General features: G+C 51.0%; 16 protein-coding genes. 5 read left to right on the top strand and 11 right to left on the bottom strand.

Annotated features, from left to right (window positions below):
* Nucleotides 1-93 precede the first annotated feature (93 nt).
* Nucleotides 94-1,212 carry a hypothetical protein gene (locus AB6B37_RS12355; protein WP_371396115.1) on the top strand — a complete coding sequence of 373 codons (1,119 nt, stop codon included), beginning with the start codon at nt 94-96 and terminating at the stop codon, nt 1,210-1,212.
* Here the strand turns inward: AB6B37_RS12355 and AB6B37_RS12360 are convergent.
* A complete protein-coding gene (locus AB6B37_RS12360; RefSeq protein WP_371396116.1) occupies nt 1,174-2,610 on the bottom strand; it encodes a M17 family metallopeptidase in 1,437 nt (478 codons plus the stop codon). The two genes, AB6B37_RS12355 and AB6B37_RS12360, sit on opposite strands and share 39 nt — an antisense overlap.
* Nucleotides 2,611-2,820: 210 nt before the next feature.
* Between AB6B37_RS12360 and AB6B37_RS12365 the strand changes: the two genes are divergently transcribed.
* A complete protein-coding gene (locus tag AB6B37_RS12365) occupies nt 2,821-4,242 on the top strand; it encodes a tetratricopeptide repeat protein (protein WP_371396117.1) in 1,422 nt (473 codons plus the stop codon).
* An 80-nt stretch (nt 4,243-4,322) separates the two neighbouring features.
* Here the strand turns inward: AB6B37_RS12365 and AB6B37_RS12370 are convergent, their stop codons facing one another.
* The 10 genes from AB6B37_RS12370 to AB6B37_RS12415 all read right to left on the bottom strand — a co-directional run bounded on the left by AB6B37_RS12370 (nt 4,323) and on the right by AB6B37_RS12415 (nt 13,994).
* The gene (locus AB6B37_RS12370; RefSeq protein WP_371396118.1) at nt 4,323-5,282 is read right to left on the bottom strand and encodes a type II secretion system F family protein; all 960 of its coding nucleotides are present in this window, start codon (nt 5,280-5,282) and stop codon (nt 4,323-4,325) included.
* 15 nt (nt 5,283-5,297) lie between these two features.
* A complete protein-coding gene (locus tag AB6B37_RS12375) occupies nt 5,298-6,287 on the bottom strand; it encodes a type II secretion system F family protein (protein ID WP_371396119.1) in 990 nt (329 codons plus the stop codon).
* On the bottom strand, nt 6,288-7,703 hold the full coding sequence (locus AB6B37_RS12380) for a CpaF family protein (protein WP_371396120.1): 1,416 nt from the start codon (nt 7,701-7,703) through the stop codon (nt 6,288-6,290). It lies immediately after the preceding gene.
* Nucleotide 7,704: 1 nt separating this feature from the next.
* Nucleotides 7,705-9,378 carry an AAA family ATPase gene (locus AB6B37_RS12385; RefSeq protein ID WP_371396121.1) on the bottom strand — a complete coding sequence of 558 codons (1,674 nt, stop codon included), beginning with the start codon at nt 9,376-9,378 and terminating at the stop codon, nt 7,705-7,707.
* A gap of 69 nt (nt 9,379-9,447) precedes the next feature.
* Complete coding sequence (locus AB6B37_RS12390; RefSeq protein WP_371396122.1) at nt 9,448-10,188, bottom strand: CpaD family pilus assembly protein; 741 nt, start codon at nt 10,186-10,188, stop codon at nt 9,448-9,450.
* Nucleotides 10,189-10,196: 8 nt separating this feature from the next.
* A complete protein-coding gene (locus AB6B37_RS12395) occupies nt 10,197-11,693 on the bottom strand; it encodes a type II and III secretion system protein family protein (protein WP_371396123.1) in 1,497 nt (498 codons plus the stop codon).
* 1 nt (nt 11,694) lies between these two features.
* A complete protein-coding gene (gene cpaB, locus AB6B37_RS12400) occupies nt 11,695-12,531 on the bottom strand; it encodes a Flp pilus assembly protein CpaB (protein WP_371396124.1) in 837 nt (278 codons plus the stop codon).
* Between the two features lie 162 nt (nt 12,532-12,693).
* Nucleotides 12,694-13,203: a prepilin peptidase gene (locus AB6B37_RS12405; protein ID WP_371396125.1), complete on the bottom strand. Its 510-nt coding sequence runs from the start codon at nt 13,201-13,203 to the stop codon at nt 12,694-12,696.
* Between the two features lie 191 nt (nt 13,204-13,394).
* The gene (locus AB6B37_RS12410; protein WP_371396126.1) at nt 13,395-13,565 is read right to left on the bottom strand and encodes a Flp family type IVb pilin; all 171 of its coding nucleotides are present in this window, start codon (nt 13,563-13,565) and stop codon (nt 13,395-13,397) included.
* 258 nt (nt 13,566-13,823) lie between these two features.
* A complete protein-coding gene (locus tag AB6B37_RS12415; protein WP_371396126.1) occupies nt 13,824-13,994 on the bottom strand; it encodes a Flp family type IVb pilin in 171 nt (56 codons plus the stop codon).
* A 371-nt stretch (nt 13,995-14,365) separates the two neighbouring features.
* On the opposite strand from AB6B37_RS12415, the gene AB6B37_RS12420 reads away from it, so the two are divergent.
* From AB6B37_RS12420 to AB6B37_RS12430, 3 genes are all read left to right on the top strand, one after another.
* A complete protein-coding gene (locus AB6B37_RS12420; protein WP_371396127.1) occupies nt 14,366-14,947 on the top strand; it encodes a pilus assembly protein N-terminal domain-containing protein in 582 nt (193 codons plus the stop codon).
* Between the two features lie 131 nt (nt 14,948-15,078).
* Nucleotides 15,079-15,666, top strand: coding sequence for a TadE/TadG family type IV pilus assembly protein (locus tag AB6B37_RS12425; protein WP_371396128.1), 588 nt, complete (start codon nt 15,079-15,081; stop codon nt 15,664-15,666).
* An 18-nt stretch (nt 15,667-15,684) separates the two neighbouring features.
* On the top strand, nt 15,685-16,383 hold the full coding sequence (locus tag AB6B37_RS12430) for a TadE/TadG family type IV pilus assembly protein (protein WP_371396129.1): 699 nt from the start codon (nt 15,685-15,687) through the stop codon (nt 16,381-16,383).
* Nucleotide 16,384: the final 1 nt, after the last annotated feature.

Raw genomic sequence — 16,384 nt, forward strand, 5'->3', positions numbered from 1 at the left:
CAGCCCGCATGGGGGCTAAATCCCCGTAAAGGCAATAAATTTTAAGACTTTTACGCTAGGATTTTAGCGTAATGATAACAACGGAACCCGCTGGTGAACCACAATACCGACATAAACGCCGCTATTAAGCCCCCTGTGCGCACGGTAGTGCATAGCGGGTTATGGTTACCGCGACTGACCGCAATACGTGTTTTGGCCGTGCTCGTCATCGCGATGGGCTATGCCTCGACGATGCCGCTTGGACCACAAGCGCACGAAATTGGGGCGCATCTAGGCTATCAACCCAGTTGGATTGGCGTTCAAATCTTGTTCTTTTTTTCAGGTCTTTTAGCGCTACGGAGTTTGCAAGCGGGCCGATATGGCTGGACTTATTTAAAATCGCGCATCCGCAGCACATGGCCTGTTCTTATCGCTATCACCGCCAGTGTTGTTCTAGTCGTCTATCCAATGTGCGCGGATGTCGGGCAATGGAACGTCGCGACGTTACTGTCACTCGCCACATATTTTTTCCTGACTATTACGGGCCTTGATCCCGGACGGCCCCTGCCTGGTTTGCTCGATGATGCTGCCTATACGTGTCTTATCCAAGGCGCGATTTGGACGTTACGCTGGGGTCTTGTGTTTCATATTGGGGCCGCGGTATTAGGCCGATATCATAAGCTGATACAGCCGCCTGTGCTTTTGGGATTATCCGTTCTTACGACAGGCAGCTATGTCGCCATCACCTATCTAGCCGTCCAAAATGATTGGCAAAACCTGATTGCGATTATTACAGCGCTGCGACTGGCTTATGCCTTTGTGATTGGCATGACAGTGTGGGCTTACCGTGACAAATTGCCGACATCATTGACAGTCAAGACAGCCGTTATTGCCACAGCCTTTGTCATTGCAACCGCTCATCATTACCTCGGGCCGTGGTCGCCCCTGATAGAGATTAGCTTATGTGTAGCATGGGGTTACAGCGCTTATCTTCTGGCGACATCAACGACGCCCAAATTGTCATGGGCAGATAATTGGCCCGCCCTGACAGCGGCGCTTTACATGCTTAATTGGCCGATAGCGCAATTACTTCTGATGGGTTTCCCAAATATGTCTGGCCCGCAACTCGTGGGCATGACCCTGCCACTGACAGTGTTAATCGCGGGGCTGCTCTACGGCGCGATGACGGGTCGTTTATTGCGAAAAATCACCGTTCAAACCGCCCGCCTTTAACCAGTGAAATATCGCGCGAAGCGCAAACATATCACCGCCCGCCGGATGGGCGGGTTGGCTGGTCGGATTCCAAGCATAGACATCTAAATGCATCCATGGCCGCCCTTTAACAAAACGTTCCAAGAACAAGGCCGCTGTCACACTGCCGGCAAAACTACCGCCTGCGTTTTTCATATCAGCAATGGGGGAGCTAAGCAGGCTGTTATAGGGCTGCCATAACGGCATATGCCATAGCGGATCATGTTGACTGTCCGCTTTTTCCAAAATCGCCGCGACAGGGGCTTTACGGTTGGAAAAAAACGGCGGCAATGTTGGGCCAAGCGCAACACGCGCAGCCCCCGTCAACGTCGCGAAATCAATCATTAAGTCAGGCTCGGCTTCGGCGGCCTTACATAATGCATCACCCAAAACCAAGCGGCCTTCGGCATCTGTATTGTCAATCTCGACTGTCAACCCTGTGCGAGAGGTCAGGATATCACCGGGGCGGTACGCATTGGCGCTAATCGCGTTTTCGGCAATGGAGACTAAGACATGTAAGCGGACAGGCAGGCCGCAGCCCATAATCATATCCGCTAAGGCTAAAGCGTGCGCCGCGCCGCCCATATCTTTTTTCATGATGCGCGCGCCAGACGCGCCCTTAATATTCAGACCGCCCGTATCAAAGGTGATACCTTTGCCGATAATGGCCAAGGTTGGATGGGTTGGGTCACCCCATTGAAATTCAACAAGACGCGGGGCCTCATGGGCTGCACGACCCACGGCATGAATCATGGGATAGTTTTGGTCGAGCAAATCATCACCAATGATAGCAGATATCTCTGCCCCATGTTTTTCTGCTACCGCTATGGCCGCGTCATGCAAGGCAACAGGCCCCATATCGGCGGCGGGGGTGTTGACCAAATCACGGCCAAAATGCACGGCAGAGACAAGCGCAATTGTCTCGTCCGGGCGATGCGCAGCGTCTAGCACTAAAATTGCGGGCGTGTATTTTTCAGGCAAGTATCGATCAAATTTATAGGCACCCAATCCCCAGCCAACGGCGGCCTGCGCCGATGTCCAGTCGTCCGGCATGGTGATTAGCTCATAAACACCGCCGCCTGATAAGAAGGTTGCCAATTGACCCAAACGTATGGGTCCAAGAACGTCACCGTCTACTGGCCCTGCACCGAATAGGACAGCTGTAAAATGACCGTCATTGCCGGGCAAGCGAATACGTTGTCCCGTGTCGCCGCGAAATCCGCGCGCATCGGCAAAGGCTTGTTGCGTGGCACTAAGAGACGCCCTGACAGCATCCCAACCATCGGGTCGGCAAACATGAACCGGCAAAGGGTTGCCGTCATGGCTTCGGTCAAAATCCTTGCGCGTCGTAAAGCAAGTCACAGATTTAGGGTGGGCCATAGAACTCTCTTTATGCTGCGCTTTAACTGGCGCTGTCTTTATAGGGTTACCGTTACACTGTCATAACGTAGTGGCGTCCAGTTTGATATGGATATGAAGGCTTGGTTACCACTTATTAACCGACTTTGTTTACGTTTGTTAACGAATTCTTATGCCGACACAACCGACATTGCGGCTTCGCTTACTCTTTTGATAATGGATTGACCGGATATGGCTAACTTAAACGTTTCCAAATTAAATCTCAAAGGGCTTTTGCTTGCGGGCCTGTCCGCTGTAGCGCTCAGCGCTTGTTCTGTGGCTCAAAACTATACAGAAAAAGAACAAAGCATCGTCGACAGTTTGGACGGAGGTCTTTACCAACCCGCCAGCCGCACAGCGCGCGATAATATTGAGACCCAAACCCCCTTTGCGCAAACGGCCTTTTGGGCGCGGGAATATCAATTAAATCCTGGCGACCTTGAAAGTGCGGTAAAGCTATCCGCTGCGCTGCGCAAAATCGGCAACCCCGCCAAGGCGGTCGAGACCGCACAACTGGCGCGCGCCATGCATCCGCGTGATCCCTATTTAACAGCTGAATTTGCCGCTGCTTTGATCGCGACAGAGCGCGGCGCGGACGCCATTAAACCCCTGCAAGATGGATTGCGTTTAGCGCCACAATATGCCCGACTTTGGTCATTGATGGGGGCTGCGCTTGACCAAGGCGAGCAGTATGAGCAAGCGCGCAAACATTACGGCCGCGCGCTTTCCATTACACCAAATGATCCATCAATTTTGGCGAATATGGGCTTGTCCTTTGCTCTGCAAGGGGACGCTGCCACCGCGGAGACATGGCTGCGTCGTGCGGCGGCTATCCCAGGGGCCAGCGCTGGCGTGCGCCAAAACCTAGACCTTGTTTTGCAATTACAAGGCAAAACACCCCCGCCAAGTCAAACCGCTGAACGCGCACCCACTCAGAGCTATCCACAAACGTCAATACAGCCTGCGCGCGCGCAGCAACAACAGCTGAACCCATACGGCGCACCACAAGAGTATCGCAACACGTTGAGCATCGCTGATAAAAATGCCGTCTCGCCGCGTCAACTTGCTCGCCCTCAACAACAAGTCGCGCCGCAAAACACACAAGCGCGCTCATCTTACCCGCAAGCCCCATCCGCGGCTGGGCTTAATACGCCCTATAATACGCCCCGCAATACACCGCAGGCGACCGCGAATTACAGCTATAGCAATAGCCCATCTGCGAGCTCACTAAGAGGCTCCAGTAACGACTCTATCGCAGCGCCTCAATCCGCGCCTAAAACGGCAATGGACGCCGCACGGGCCGCCGCAGCTCGTAGCCAGGGCCGCAGTGTGACTGTCCCCGCCGGCGCGCCTACGCCGCAAAGTACAGTGCTTGAGACGATTGCCAACACTGTTGGACCGCGCTCTGCCATGGGTGTGCCCGCTAACCAAGCTTTGGCAGGGGGTCGCGCACCCCAAGGCAATGACTACGCCCCAACACGCTTGCCCGGATATGGACAACAAAATTACGGCCCCAATACGCAGCCTGTGCAGCAATACGCGCCGCAGAACTGGGGACAGCAAAGTCAGAACCAGCAAGCCCCGCAACCGCGCGGTCCTGCACGTCGGCGTTAATACGCACCCGACCATAATTACAATGCAAAACGCGCCCCGTCTTGGAGGCGCGTTTTTTTATCTGATTTCTGATACGCTAATTAGAAGCTGCTACCAATACGCATCGCGGCTGGTGTCAAGATAACGATAAACAGAACCGGCAAGAAGAACAGGATCATAGGAACCGTTAGCTGGGCTGGCAAGGCCGCCGCTTTTTTCTCGGCCGCCATCATCCGCATGGCACGGTTTTCATTGGCCAAGGTCCGCAATGTATCCCCAAGGGGTGTACCGTAGCGCTCGGCCTGAACAAGGGCGGTCGAGACTGACTTAATACCCGGGTGTTTGTTACGGCGGGCAAAGTTTTCATAGGCTTGGCGACGGCCCGGCAAATAAGATAGTTCAGCCGTGGTAAGCGAAAATTCTTCGGCCAATTCAACAGAACTATCGGCCATTTCCGACGCCACACGGGCAAAGGCGAGCTCGACCGACATTCCTGATTCAACACAAATGAGCAGCAGATCCAACGCGTCAGGGAAAACCGGCATAATTGATTTTAGGCGCTTACCCGCACGGTTTTTCAAATAGATCGCCGGGGCATAGTAGCCAAAAGCGATGCTGCCGATTGTAATTGCTAAGCGTTGTTCGAATGTGTGATCACCAATGTTAAGGCCTAAAATAAATATGAGCGTAAATAGACCCAAGCCAACAGGCATCAATAGCCGCGCGAAGTAAAACAGATACATCGGCTTTTGTCCGCGCAGTCCCGCTTGGGCGAGTTTATCGCGCAGGTCAGATGCTTCTAATAGCTTCTCAAGGCTGAGCCCGTCCACAGCGTTCTTGATAAAGCCCTTACCGTCACTGCGCAGTCCGCGTTCTTTATTAATGGAATCCATACGCGCTTTGCGCATGCCTTCGCGGGCGTCGGCAACTGAACTCATCCGTTTTTTAAGTTTATCGCCTTCAAAAAACGGGGACAATAAGGTGTATATCGCCATGACCACAAGCAGCGCCATGACCCCGTAAAGGGCATTTTGAAACATGGCTGCGGATGCGGGATTCATAAACGTCTCTATCCGTTAGAACTTGAAGTTAATCATTTTTTTCATCACAAGCGTACCGACGACCATCATCACCGCGCCAATCATCAGGTTTCTGTGACCCGTGGATGTCGTGTAAAGCTCTGTCATATAATCGGGTGAGGCCACAGAAATTAGCGCCATCACAACAATCGGGAGCGAGCCAATAATGATACCCGACATTTTGGCCTCAGCCGCGAGCGCTTTAATCTTCTCGCGCATCATTTTACGCGCGCGTAAAACATTGGATAGGTTCGCCAAGCTTTCGCCTAAATTACCACCAGTAGAGCGCTGAATATTTAAAACGGTCGCAAAGAAGTTAACCTCAGACAGCGGCATGCGGTCATACATACGCTCAAGACAAACCTCAATCGGGACACCAACGGACTCCCCTTCGACAAGCAGTTGAAACTCTGTGCGCACAGGTTCAGGACTTTCATGCGCGATAATCTTAAGACAGTCACCAAGCGGTAGACCTGTGCGAACACCGCGAACAATAATGTCCATCGCATCAGAAAAATGCGCGATAAATTTCTTTTGGCGGCGGGTAATAATCAACCCCATCCACCAGCGCGGCAGTCCAAAGCCCACGACCAAGGCCGCACCTGCACATAATTTCCAATCAGCCCCCATAGAGAACGGAACACCACCCGCAATCACGGCCAGAATAACGCACATGATCATGAAGCCCTGTTTCTTCATTTTCCAATTGGCTTGAATAAGGCGAGATTCGAGGGATTTAATGCGCTTCTTCTTGTCTTTTTGAACCTCTTCAATTTTGCCGAGGCTTTCTTCAATCTGCTTACGGCGTGAGCCGCCTTCTTCGGATTTTAAAAACCCGAACATACTTTTGCCCGCTTTTGTCCCAGAGGCGCTTGAAATTGCAGCCACGCGTTTTTTACTTGAATTGTCGCCACCAGACAAAAACATAAAGCCCAGAAGCACAACCATAGCCGCAAGAGCGGCGGGTAATATAAGGGCCTGATCCATCTAGTTTCCTGCCTCGTCCAAGGCTTCAGCCAACTGTTTTTCAAGGTTAAAGTAGCGCGCACGGTCCCAAAACGCAGGACGAGCAATACCTGTTGATTTATGTGAGCCGATGATTTTTCCGTCCGCGTCTTCGCCGTCCATTTCGTAGACAAGTAAGTCTTGGGTCACAATGACATCGCCTTCCATGCCGAGCACTTCGGTAATGCGTGTAATCCGGCGAGAGCCGTCACGTAGGCGCGCGGCTTGCACAATAATATCAACAGAGCCCGTAATCATTTCGCGAATAGTTTTCGCAGGCAAAGAGAAGCCGCCCATTGTAATCATGGACTCCAAACGAGAGAGGGCTTCGCGCGGAGAGTTGGCGTGGAGCGTTCCCATTGAACCGTCATGGCCTGTGTTCATGGCTTGCAGCAAATCAAAGGCTTCGGGGCCACGAACCTCACCCACAATAATGCGTTCAGGACGCATCCGCAGACAGTTTTTCACCAAATCAGTCATCGTGATTTTACCCTTGCCCTCCAAATTTGGTGGGCGGGTTTCAAGGCGCACAACATGGGGCTGCTGAAGTTGTAATTCAGCGGAATCTTCGCAAGTAACGATGCGTTCGTCAGGGTGAATGAAACTGGTCAAACAATTCAGAAGCGTCGTCTTACCTGAACCCGTACCACCAGAGATAACAATATTACATTGGCACGCACCGATAATTTCAAGAACCTTCGCCCCCGCAGGAGAGATGGATTTGAAATTGACCAAATCTTCTAGGCGTAGCGAGTCCTTTTTAAATTTACGAATGGTTAGCGCAGGGCCATCAATCGCAAGCGGCGGCGCAATCACGTTCACCCGAGAACCGTCGAGCAAGCGCGCATCACAAATCGGCGATGCTTCGTCAACACGGCGGCCGACTTGGGACACAATACGCTGACAGATGTTCATTAATTGCTGATTGTCGCGGAAACGAATATTCGTTTTTTCCATCTTACCATTGGTTTCGATGAAGACATGTTTCGCGCCGTTGACCATGATATCGGCAATATCATCACGCGCAAGCAGAGGCTCTAGCGGGCCGTAACCCAAAATATCATCACAGATTTCTGTAATGAGTTGGTTTTGTTCCGCAACAGATAGGCGCACATTGCGAATGGCAATAATTTCGTCGACAATTGTACGAATTTCTTCACGCGCTTTGTCTGATTGCATGCCTGCCAAAGCCGACACATCAATCGTTTCAAACAAAGCGTTAAAAATCGTGGCCTTTGTCTCGTAATATTCATCCGATCCCTCGTTACGAGGCGCGGCCTTTTTTACAGGCGCAGCAGGTGCGGGCGCCGTTGCCTCTGGCTTGGGCTTTGGGGCATCTCGAGTCTCGGTCGGTGGGGCAGATAAAGCTGCACTGCCTGTGGCGCGTTTTCCAAACATATTATTTCTTCTTCGTTAGCTTGGAGAGAATGGACCCACCGGAGGCTTTCGACGCTTTATCTTTGCTGCCTTTACCCGCACTTAAAAAGCCGAGAGGACCACTGGATTTCGAATTGGACATGACTGGGAAACGTCCCGTTGCAAGTCGAGACGCAACATATTCACATCCTGAAACATGGGCGCTTGCTGATTTAATATCAGTGAGCATTTTACCGTCATTCATGGCCTCGGTGAAGCTCATAGGATCAAAGCCTAGCGTAACGGCAGGATCAAGACCAACAGTTGCGCCAAAATCTTTGACAGAGATTTCACCTGTTTTGACCATCCCAACACAGTTTAAGATCAGAATAGGATCAGGGTCATTGGGGCGTTTGGCCCGCAGAAAATCAATTAGGTTTTTCGTGTTGCGCAAGCTTGCCAAATCAGGTGTCGCGCTAATCACAATATCATCACAGCCTGTCAAAACACGGGTTGTCCAATCTGACCAATAATGCGGCATATCCAAAATGGTTAGCGGGCTTACGCTGCGGACTGCGTCAACCACGGCCTCATAGGCATCTGGCGTCATAACAGGGTTTGATCCCAACGATCCCGCGGCTGGCAGGATAGACAGTTTTGGCGTGTGCCGAATCATAATGCGGTCAAGCAATGTTTCGTCCAAACGATCAGGTTCGGCCAAAGCCTCTTCTAAACCCTGTGAATTATCATAGGCAAAATCAAGACCCGTCGTGCCCCAGCTCGCGTCAAGATCAACAAGGGCTGTTTCTTTGCCAATGCGTTCTGATAGGCACCACGCAATATTATGCGCCAATGTGGAGCTGCCCACGCCGCCTTTTGCGCCAAAAAACGCAGCAACACGGCCCACGAATGGCTGTTCAGGGTCAGCATAAATATCACCCAATGCATGAATAATTGTCATGGGAGAAAGCGGCGGAACCAAATAATCACTCACCCCTTGGTCCATCAGTTGACGGTAAAGACGGATGTCATTGGCCGCACCAATCACAACAACTTTTGTTCCCGCGTCACAGACGGAGGCAAGCTGCTCTAGTTGGGCAAACAACTCTGGTCCACGCATTCCGGTTTCGATCATAATCGTTCCGGGTGTGCTTTCCTTGTGATAAAAATCGATCGCCGCAGGCAAGCCGCCCATGTAAATTTTCAGGTTCGTGCGTTTCATGCGCCAATCATTTTGGGTTTGATTGATCGCGCCCGCTGTATCGGGACGGTCGCAAAAGGCATGAATGGAAATTGACGGCAGCGCTTTTTCTCCGCCCTCACGCGCAATATCTTCTGTGACGGCCATAGCAGGCGGTGCAGCAACAGGGGCTGGCATAGCTGTCGGCATGTGACCCGTAGGCGACATTTGAGGCGGCATTTGAGGCGGCATCTGCGGTGCCATCTGAGGCGCGGGCGCATGGGGTCTATGCGCCGGCGGTGCCATCTGCGGCTGATGCTGGGGCTGATGTTGCGGCTGGGGCGCATAACCCTGTTGTGGTGCAGGCGCGGGCATCGGAGCACGCGGCATTTGCGGTGCGGGTGACGGCACGGCTTGCGGGGCAATCCCAGGATGAGCGGGCGCGGGCGCAGCAGCGGGCGCCATCTGCGGCGTACCTTGGGGCGTCGGTGATGGATAAGCCGCTGCACGGGTATTTTGATTGTGTTGTGTCATCATGGTCATCCGGGTAATCAAAAGCGGTTTAATAAAAGCTGTGCGTTATTGCGGTTAAAGGAAACAAGGGCCCTATTCACTATCGGCGGTTACGAGTTGGCGTTCTGGGAACTCTGACGCCGTAATCTCACCTTCGATATATTTGTCATGTATCTCCAAACGGCGTTCAGCATTGGACGGGCCCATGCCGTAGGGTTCTAGGAACTGACGCGGGTTTTGCACCATAGCTGCCAAATTGGCATTATGAGCACAGCCCCAGCCTGCATAGGGTTGGTTCAAATCTGTTGACATCATATCACCCAATGCGCGGCAATTGCGCGGCACGGATTTTAAGCGGCGGTAAGACACAACGACTGGCGCAGGCGTCCCGGGCCGAGATTGATACTGACCCGCTTGAACGGCTTGGGACACACCCATTTGCATAGCCGCTTGACGCACAATATTTTCTGCTTGTTGCGTTCCCATGCCGCTTGCTGATTGGCGCGGCACGTTAATATAAAGCGGACCATCACCAAATTGGCCATAGGCCGCAATGAAGCTGGCCACGGCATCTTGATCACGGGAAGATAATTCCATGCCGTTGGGGCGCGAATATAACTCTAGCCGTTCAATCGATTCCGAGATTTGAATGGGGTTGGCAAAAGAGCTGGGCCGTGTCGGAACAGAGGGCGTCGCGTAACATGCGCTTAGCATAATTCCAGACAGAAGCGCCAAAGCCAAAGCCTTAGACGCAGGTCTCTTTTTGAACACAGGCGTTTTTTGGCCCATCTTTTGGCAAAGATGCAATTTCATATCAAAGCGTGAAACAGTCATAAGGCCCCCTAATCTACCACATGGCCAAATGTACCCGGCGTATTGCTCGCCGAGAGTTTTGTACCATTACTATTATAAACCTTGTTCAAGCGACCCATCAGCAGGCTGTCTTTGTCCTCTGCCGGGATATAACCATCGAGCGGTGTTTGTAATTTGTCAGGATGTGTTGCATCGACCAAATAGGGCGTCACGATAATAACAAGTTCGCTTTGGCTGGTCAGATCATCACGATTACGGAATGCTGCGCCTAGCCCAGGTATATCTTTAAGGCCCGGGGCTCCGTCAACGGATTGACGTGTTTCTTCGCGAATAAGACCCGCAATCACAAGGCTACCGCCCGCTGGTAATTCAACCACTGTATTGGCCCGACGAACGCGCAGACCCAAAATATCAGACGCTACACCCCCAGTTTCAAAAGAGCCCTCAGTGGTCGGTTCAGAAACTTCCGTCGAAATATTAAGCGAGATACGACCCTCAGATAGCACAACAGGCGTAAAGCCTAGTGAGACACCATAAGGCTTAAAATCAAATTCGCGCTGCAAACGACCATTTTCATCAACAAAAACATTGGTCAAAAGCGGAAATTCGCCGCCTGATAGGAAATTGGCTGTCTCGCCAGATACAGCCGCCAAGGTTGGCTCGGCGAGTGTGCGGATTAGACCGACACGTTCTAGCGCTTGCAGCCCAAGACCGAGCGATTGAAGGGCACCGCCCGCAACATTATTAAAGGTACCGTCAAGTTCCAGACCTGATCCCGGGGATAATCCGTTTTGGCTCATTAGTGATACAGTGGATTCGCCTAATTGACCGATGGCCGTCAGATTCACACCCATTTGTTTCGTAATAGAGCGCTGCATTTCAACAATTCGCACTTTCAAAAGCACTTGGTCTTTGCCCAAGATAGAAATCAGACTCACAACTTCGCCGTCGCCACTTCCTTCCGTATTCTCGTCGAGCCACATTTCAGCAATGGATTGAACACGCCGCGCCGAGGCCGCATTGGGCACACTGCCAGTAAGCAAGATATTATCATTAACTGCTTGCACTTGGACATCCGCTTTGGGGGCATGTTCTGCAAATAAGTCGCGCAAGCCTTTAACATCACGTTCCACGCGAATTTCAAGACTTAAAAGTTCTTGCCCGTCTTGGCCGTAGAAATAGGCATTGGTTTGCCCGGGGCGTTTACCGATTAGCATCGCGCGGTTTGATGTATGGACCATCGCCTCGACAATATCGGGATTTGACACAATCACCTCATGCATGGGCATGGGCAGATCAATCCGAGTTGATTTTGAAAATGGGATAATGATAGAGCGAGAATGCGCACTCTCACCCGGTGACTGAATCGTAATCTCGCTGCTGGTTTGTGTGCCCAGCTGTGAATATGACCGCGTTCCAGCAAAGGCTGTACCTGCCATTAGAAGGGCAACCATTCCCGCGATAGCCGCTTTGGCGGGTCGGGACGTTATAGATTTTGCGGCGGGAAATTGGGGGGTCCAGCGCATATTATTGACCTCTAATGATTGCGACTTGTTCAGGTCGCCCACCGCGGTAAACGGTCAGCGCTGAATTTGTCTTTTTCTTTTTGCGTCCTTTGGCCCGACTTGATGCGCCAGCGGTGCCAGCGGATGTCAGTGGACGCAGCGTCAGCGCCAAATCACCCGCAGCAATTGCCATTTGGAATAATTCGGCGTCTTCTTGGCTCATCTCAAACGTCGCGGTCGTACCTGTGATGGCCGCGCCGCCTTCCTCGTCAACGTCGTAAATCTGATCAATCGCCAGAACACGGACATTTTCAAAAATTGTATCGCTGGCATAACGGTCTTCAAACGTCTGCACCGCTGCCAAAGCCCGACTTTGTGTGACTTCTGTTGTTAAGATAATGTCGACGCGGTCACCGGGTTGGATAAAACCACCCGCCGCTGATTCGGTTGTAATATCCGACGCAACGGCACGCATACCAGGCTCTAGTAAGGCCGACATAAGACCTTTGTCACCGACCAAGACAACACGGCGTGAGGATAGCGGCTCGCCTGCATAAATCGGAGATTTTGCAACACCGTTTAAAAATTCTTCTAGGGCTTCGGGTTGAAGCTCCCGACTGATATATTCTTCGGACATGGCCTCTTCAGGCCACTGTTTCCATTGGATATTTTGCTCGTTCAAGCGCCCCCCGAACGGGATGTCAGTCGACGCTGACAAAATGTCCTGATAGGCCACCTTCTCGACGATTGTTTCCACAGGCCCAGACGTCGTTGGTTGGCTAAGCTTTTGCGCCTGTGTAAAGACGACAAAGCCAAGACCCGCGAGGGCTGCAAAAATGATGAGTCGTTTCGTGTCCATATGCCCTCTCAATTCCCAAATACCACCCCACATTGGACGCTATTCGATAAAGCATGGTTAATTTGTATGAATCGCGGACAAATAAATCGTTAACGCGCCCAATAATAATGACGTAAGGTCGCCAGCACCGTGCTTTACGGCGCTGATGACCTGTTGGCTGCCCTAACCGAGGCCTGCCGCATATTGGAAAATGTTGCTTTGTGGTAGCGTCGCCAAGGCACCAAAGGCCAGCGCAAGACCGTAAGGCATCTTTGTCTGGTCACGGAACATCGTGTGCATCCACGGCATAGTCATAACCTGAACCGGGATATATTTACGCCCAATCAAGATAAACAGCGCGATAACGCCGCCCGCTAGCGTTGTGTAAGTGATGTAATAAAGCAGATCAGTCCAGGTCCACCAAAAGGCCGTTGCCGCCAAAAGCTTGGCATCACCCCCGCCAAGCCATCCCGGCGCAAACAAAACCAGACCAAGTAAGAACATGGTGCCACCCACAGCCATATGTTCGCCGAAATTACCCCACCCCTGCCAGGCAAAGGGGATAGCCAGAAAAAATGCGCCTAATACGGCGAGGCTAACCCAATTGGGTATTTTCATGGTCGAGGCATCTTTAAGAGCCGCTGTGATCATCGTTGCCGCGAATAGCATCAACATTAAAAAGGATAAAATCATGGTGTTACTCCCACCCCATTCGCCCACTTTGGGGCAGTCTTATTTTGAAACACCATAGCCCAAGAGGGTTAATAGCCCGTTTCTGAGACTGGCAAAAAACGGCGCTTTTCTGAGAGACTTGCACACAAAAAAGGGCCGCTCCGATGGAACGACCCTTTTCCAAAACTTTGACGTTTTGAAAGTAGCTAAGCTTACGCTTTTGCAACTTCGTCAGAAATACCGTTAAACTTAGTGTTCAACTGTGTACCGACAGCTTTCGCGCCAGTAATAAGAGCAACACCGATCAAAGCGGCGATAAGGCCGTATTCGATTGCTGTCGCGCCGGATTCGTCATTGATGTAACGTGTCATCAGATTTTTCATAGCATACTCCCACGTGTGCTTTAGGTTATGAGGATAATCCCTCACAGGGATGTCCCTGTTGATGACCCTTATAGAGAGCACACATTACCGCCCGTTTAAGCAACGTGGTAAAATTTTGGTAAAATTTCAATGCGTTAGGGCCGTAAGGTTTGATTTGTGTAACGCCATATATAATGAGCTTTGTTCTGCGCACAAAAAAGGGCCGCTCCGATGGAACGACCCTTTTCCAAAACTTTGACGTTTTGAAAGTAGCTAAGCTTACGCTTTTGCAACTTCGTCAGAAATACCGTTAAACTTAGTGTTCAACTGTGTACCGACAGCTTTCGCGCCAGTAATAAGAGCAACACCGATCAAAGCGGCGATAAGGCCGTATTCGATTGCTGTCGCGCCGGATTCGTCATTGATGTAACGTGTCATCAGATTTTTCATAGCATACTCCCACGTGTGCTTTAGGTTATGAGGATAATCCCTCACAGGGATGTCCCTGTTGATGACCCTTATAGAGAGCACACATTACCGCCCGTTTAAGCAACGTGGTAAAATTTTGGTAAAATTTCAATGCGTTAGAGGTATGCCCCATAGCCCATTATAAAGTGCCTATTATAAGGAGCCGCCTCACCCCCTAAAACAGGGTCATTATATATAGGGAGTGTTTTGGGCGCTTTGCACACGACGAATGCCGTGCAGAATTTTAAGGGATAAAGACCGCGTTATGAGATAAAGGCCTCAAGTTTTACGTTGTAAACAATTCGTTCACTTCATTTCGTTAGTGTTTGTCAAAGTCTTTAGTGGGAATTCCTATGACACCTTCGTATTTACCGACATTGACCGCACGGTTTAAGTCCATTCTGAGCGCGACGACTATCATCGCAACGCTTAGCCTTAGCAATATTGCAATTGCGCAGAGCCATATGGGTCAAACCCATGGTGAGTTTTACACGGTGCCGCTCAATAAAAACGAAATGGTGCGCCTGCCCGCGCCAGCTTCTGCGATTATCATTGGCGATCCAACCATTGCCGATGTGTCCATTCATTCCAGTGATATCATCTTGGTTATTGGCCGGAGTTTTGGTGAAACAAATCTGATTGTCCTGGACGAAGCGGGACAGACAATTATGAACACAGACATTCAAGTCGTAGACAAACCCCCGCGGGGTCGTGTCCGTCTTTATAATATCGGCGAAGGCCGCCAAACCTTTAGCTGCACACCTGAATGTATGCCGGCACCTGCGCTCGGCGATGCTGGCGATTTCTTGACCGCCTTCACCCCCTTGGGCAACGGCGGAACGATCTCTAATCAAGTCGCTAGCGGCCCAACATCGGCCATGTCCGCCCCTGCGGCGGCGTTGTCAGGTGGGTTGAGTGATAATTCGCCACGCTAATTCAGATGTATAGCGTCTTTCAAAGCGCTTAAGCGCTCACTGCTAGCTAAATTTACGATTTGTTAACACTATCTTTTGACGGCATTTTAACGCCTTTTGCCTAATTTACCCCAAAATACCGTGGGGTTATTATGCTTAAACTAGCACATTATATACGTGCCAAAGCGCGTCAGTACCGCAAAAAAGAAGACGGCGCGACCGCCGTCGAATTTGCGATTTTGATTATTCCGTTTTGTATGCTGCTGTTTTCCGTTTTGGAATTAGGCATTGTCTTTTTCTTGGGCGCGTCTCTTAACTATGCCTTATCTGAGACGGCACGCGATGTGCGGACGGGTGTATTCCAAAAATCATGTGGCACACCGGCAAACTTTAAAACCGAAGTCTGCAATAAGATGTCAGGCGGCAGCAAATGCACGACCCGGATGCGTATTGATGTGAAGACATCAGGCAGCGGGCGTTTTGAACCTGATATGCTTGCGGATCTACCTGTTGAGAAGAAACCAGGCGACCCCGGCTATGACGCTGATGTTGAACCGCCTATCGCCGCCGATGATTATGACGTCACAGCGGGTCGTGCCCCTGTGATTGTTCGCGCGCAGTATCATTACAAATTGACATTGCCCTCTGCGCTGACACGGCTGAACACAACGACGGGTAATGTTCGCGTTATTGAAGCCATAACGGCGTTTCGTAACGAACCCTTCCCGAGCGGATGCTAGAAAAAGATGAATGGTGATATGATGAAAACAACGTCTTTAACGTCTTTAACGTCTTTGAAAACATGCTTTATGCGCACAGCAGCGGCCGTGAAAACCAAACGCTTTATCAAAGGTTTTCGCGATGATACCCAAGGTGTCGCCGCGATTGAATTTGCTTTTATCGCGCCTGTGATGCTCGTGATGTATTTTGGACTATTAGAAATTTCTATGGCGGTTTCGGCTGATCGTAAGGTGTCTCATTCCGCGAACGTTGTTGGCGATTTGGTCACACAATTAACAGTGATTGACCGGGCAGAGATGCAAGACATCATGGAAGCCACTTTGGCTGTGATGAATGTTAATCCAAACAGCATCAGCAACCTTACAATCGAAGTGTCTAGTTATGAGATGCTAAATGATGGATCAAACACACGACAACGCATTGGCTATGCCCGTTTGGGTGGCCCGATTACGCGGGGTGCGGCAACCTATAATCCTGCCGATATTGGCAACCGCCTGATCAGTGTCAATTCAGGCGCGGTTGTGGCGCGGGTCAACTATCTCCATAAACCTATTACCGCAGAATTTATGAAAAACGTCGTCCTGCACGAAACGTTCATGTTGAAACCACGCGGTGTCAATCCGACCGTTGTCTTTGACGATGCAGGTAAAAATACGTTCATGTGTAGTGTCAACGGCACAACCGGTCGTGTCGGATGCACCGCATCCACGACTTAAT

The sequence above is a fragment of the Fretibacter rubidus genome (assembly GCF_041429785.1).
GTDB classification, from domain to species: domain Bacteria; phylum Pseudomonadota; class Alphaproteobacteria; order Caulobacterales; family Maricaulaceae; genus Fretibacter; species Fretibacter rubidus.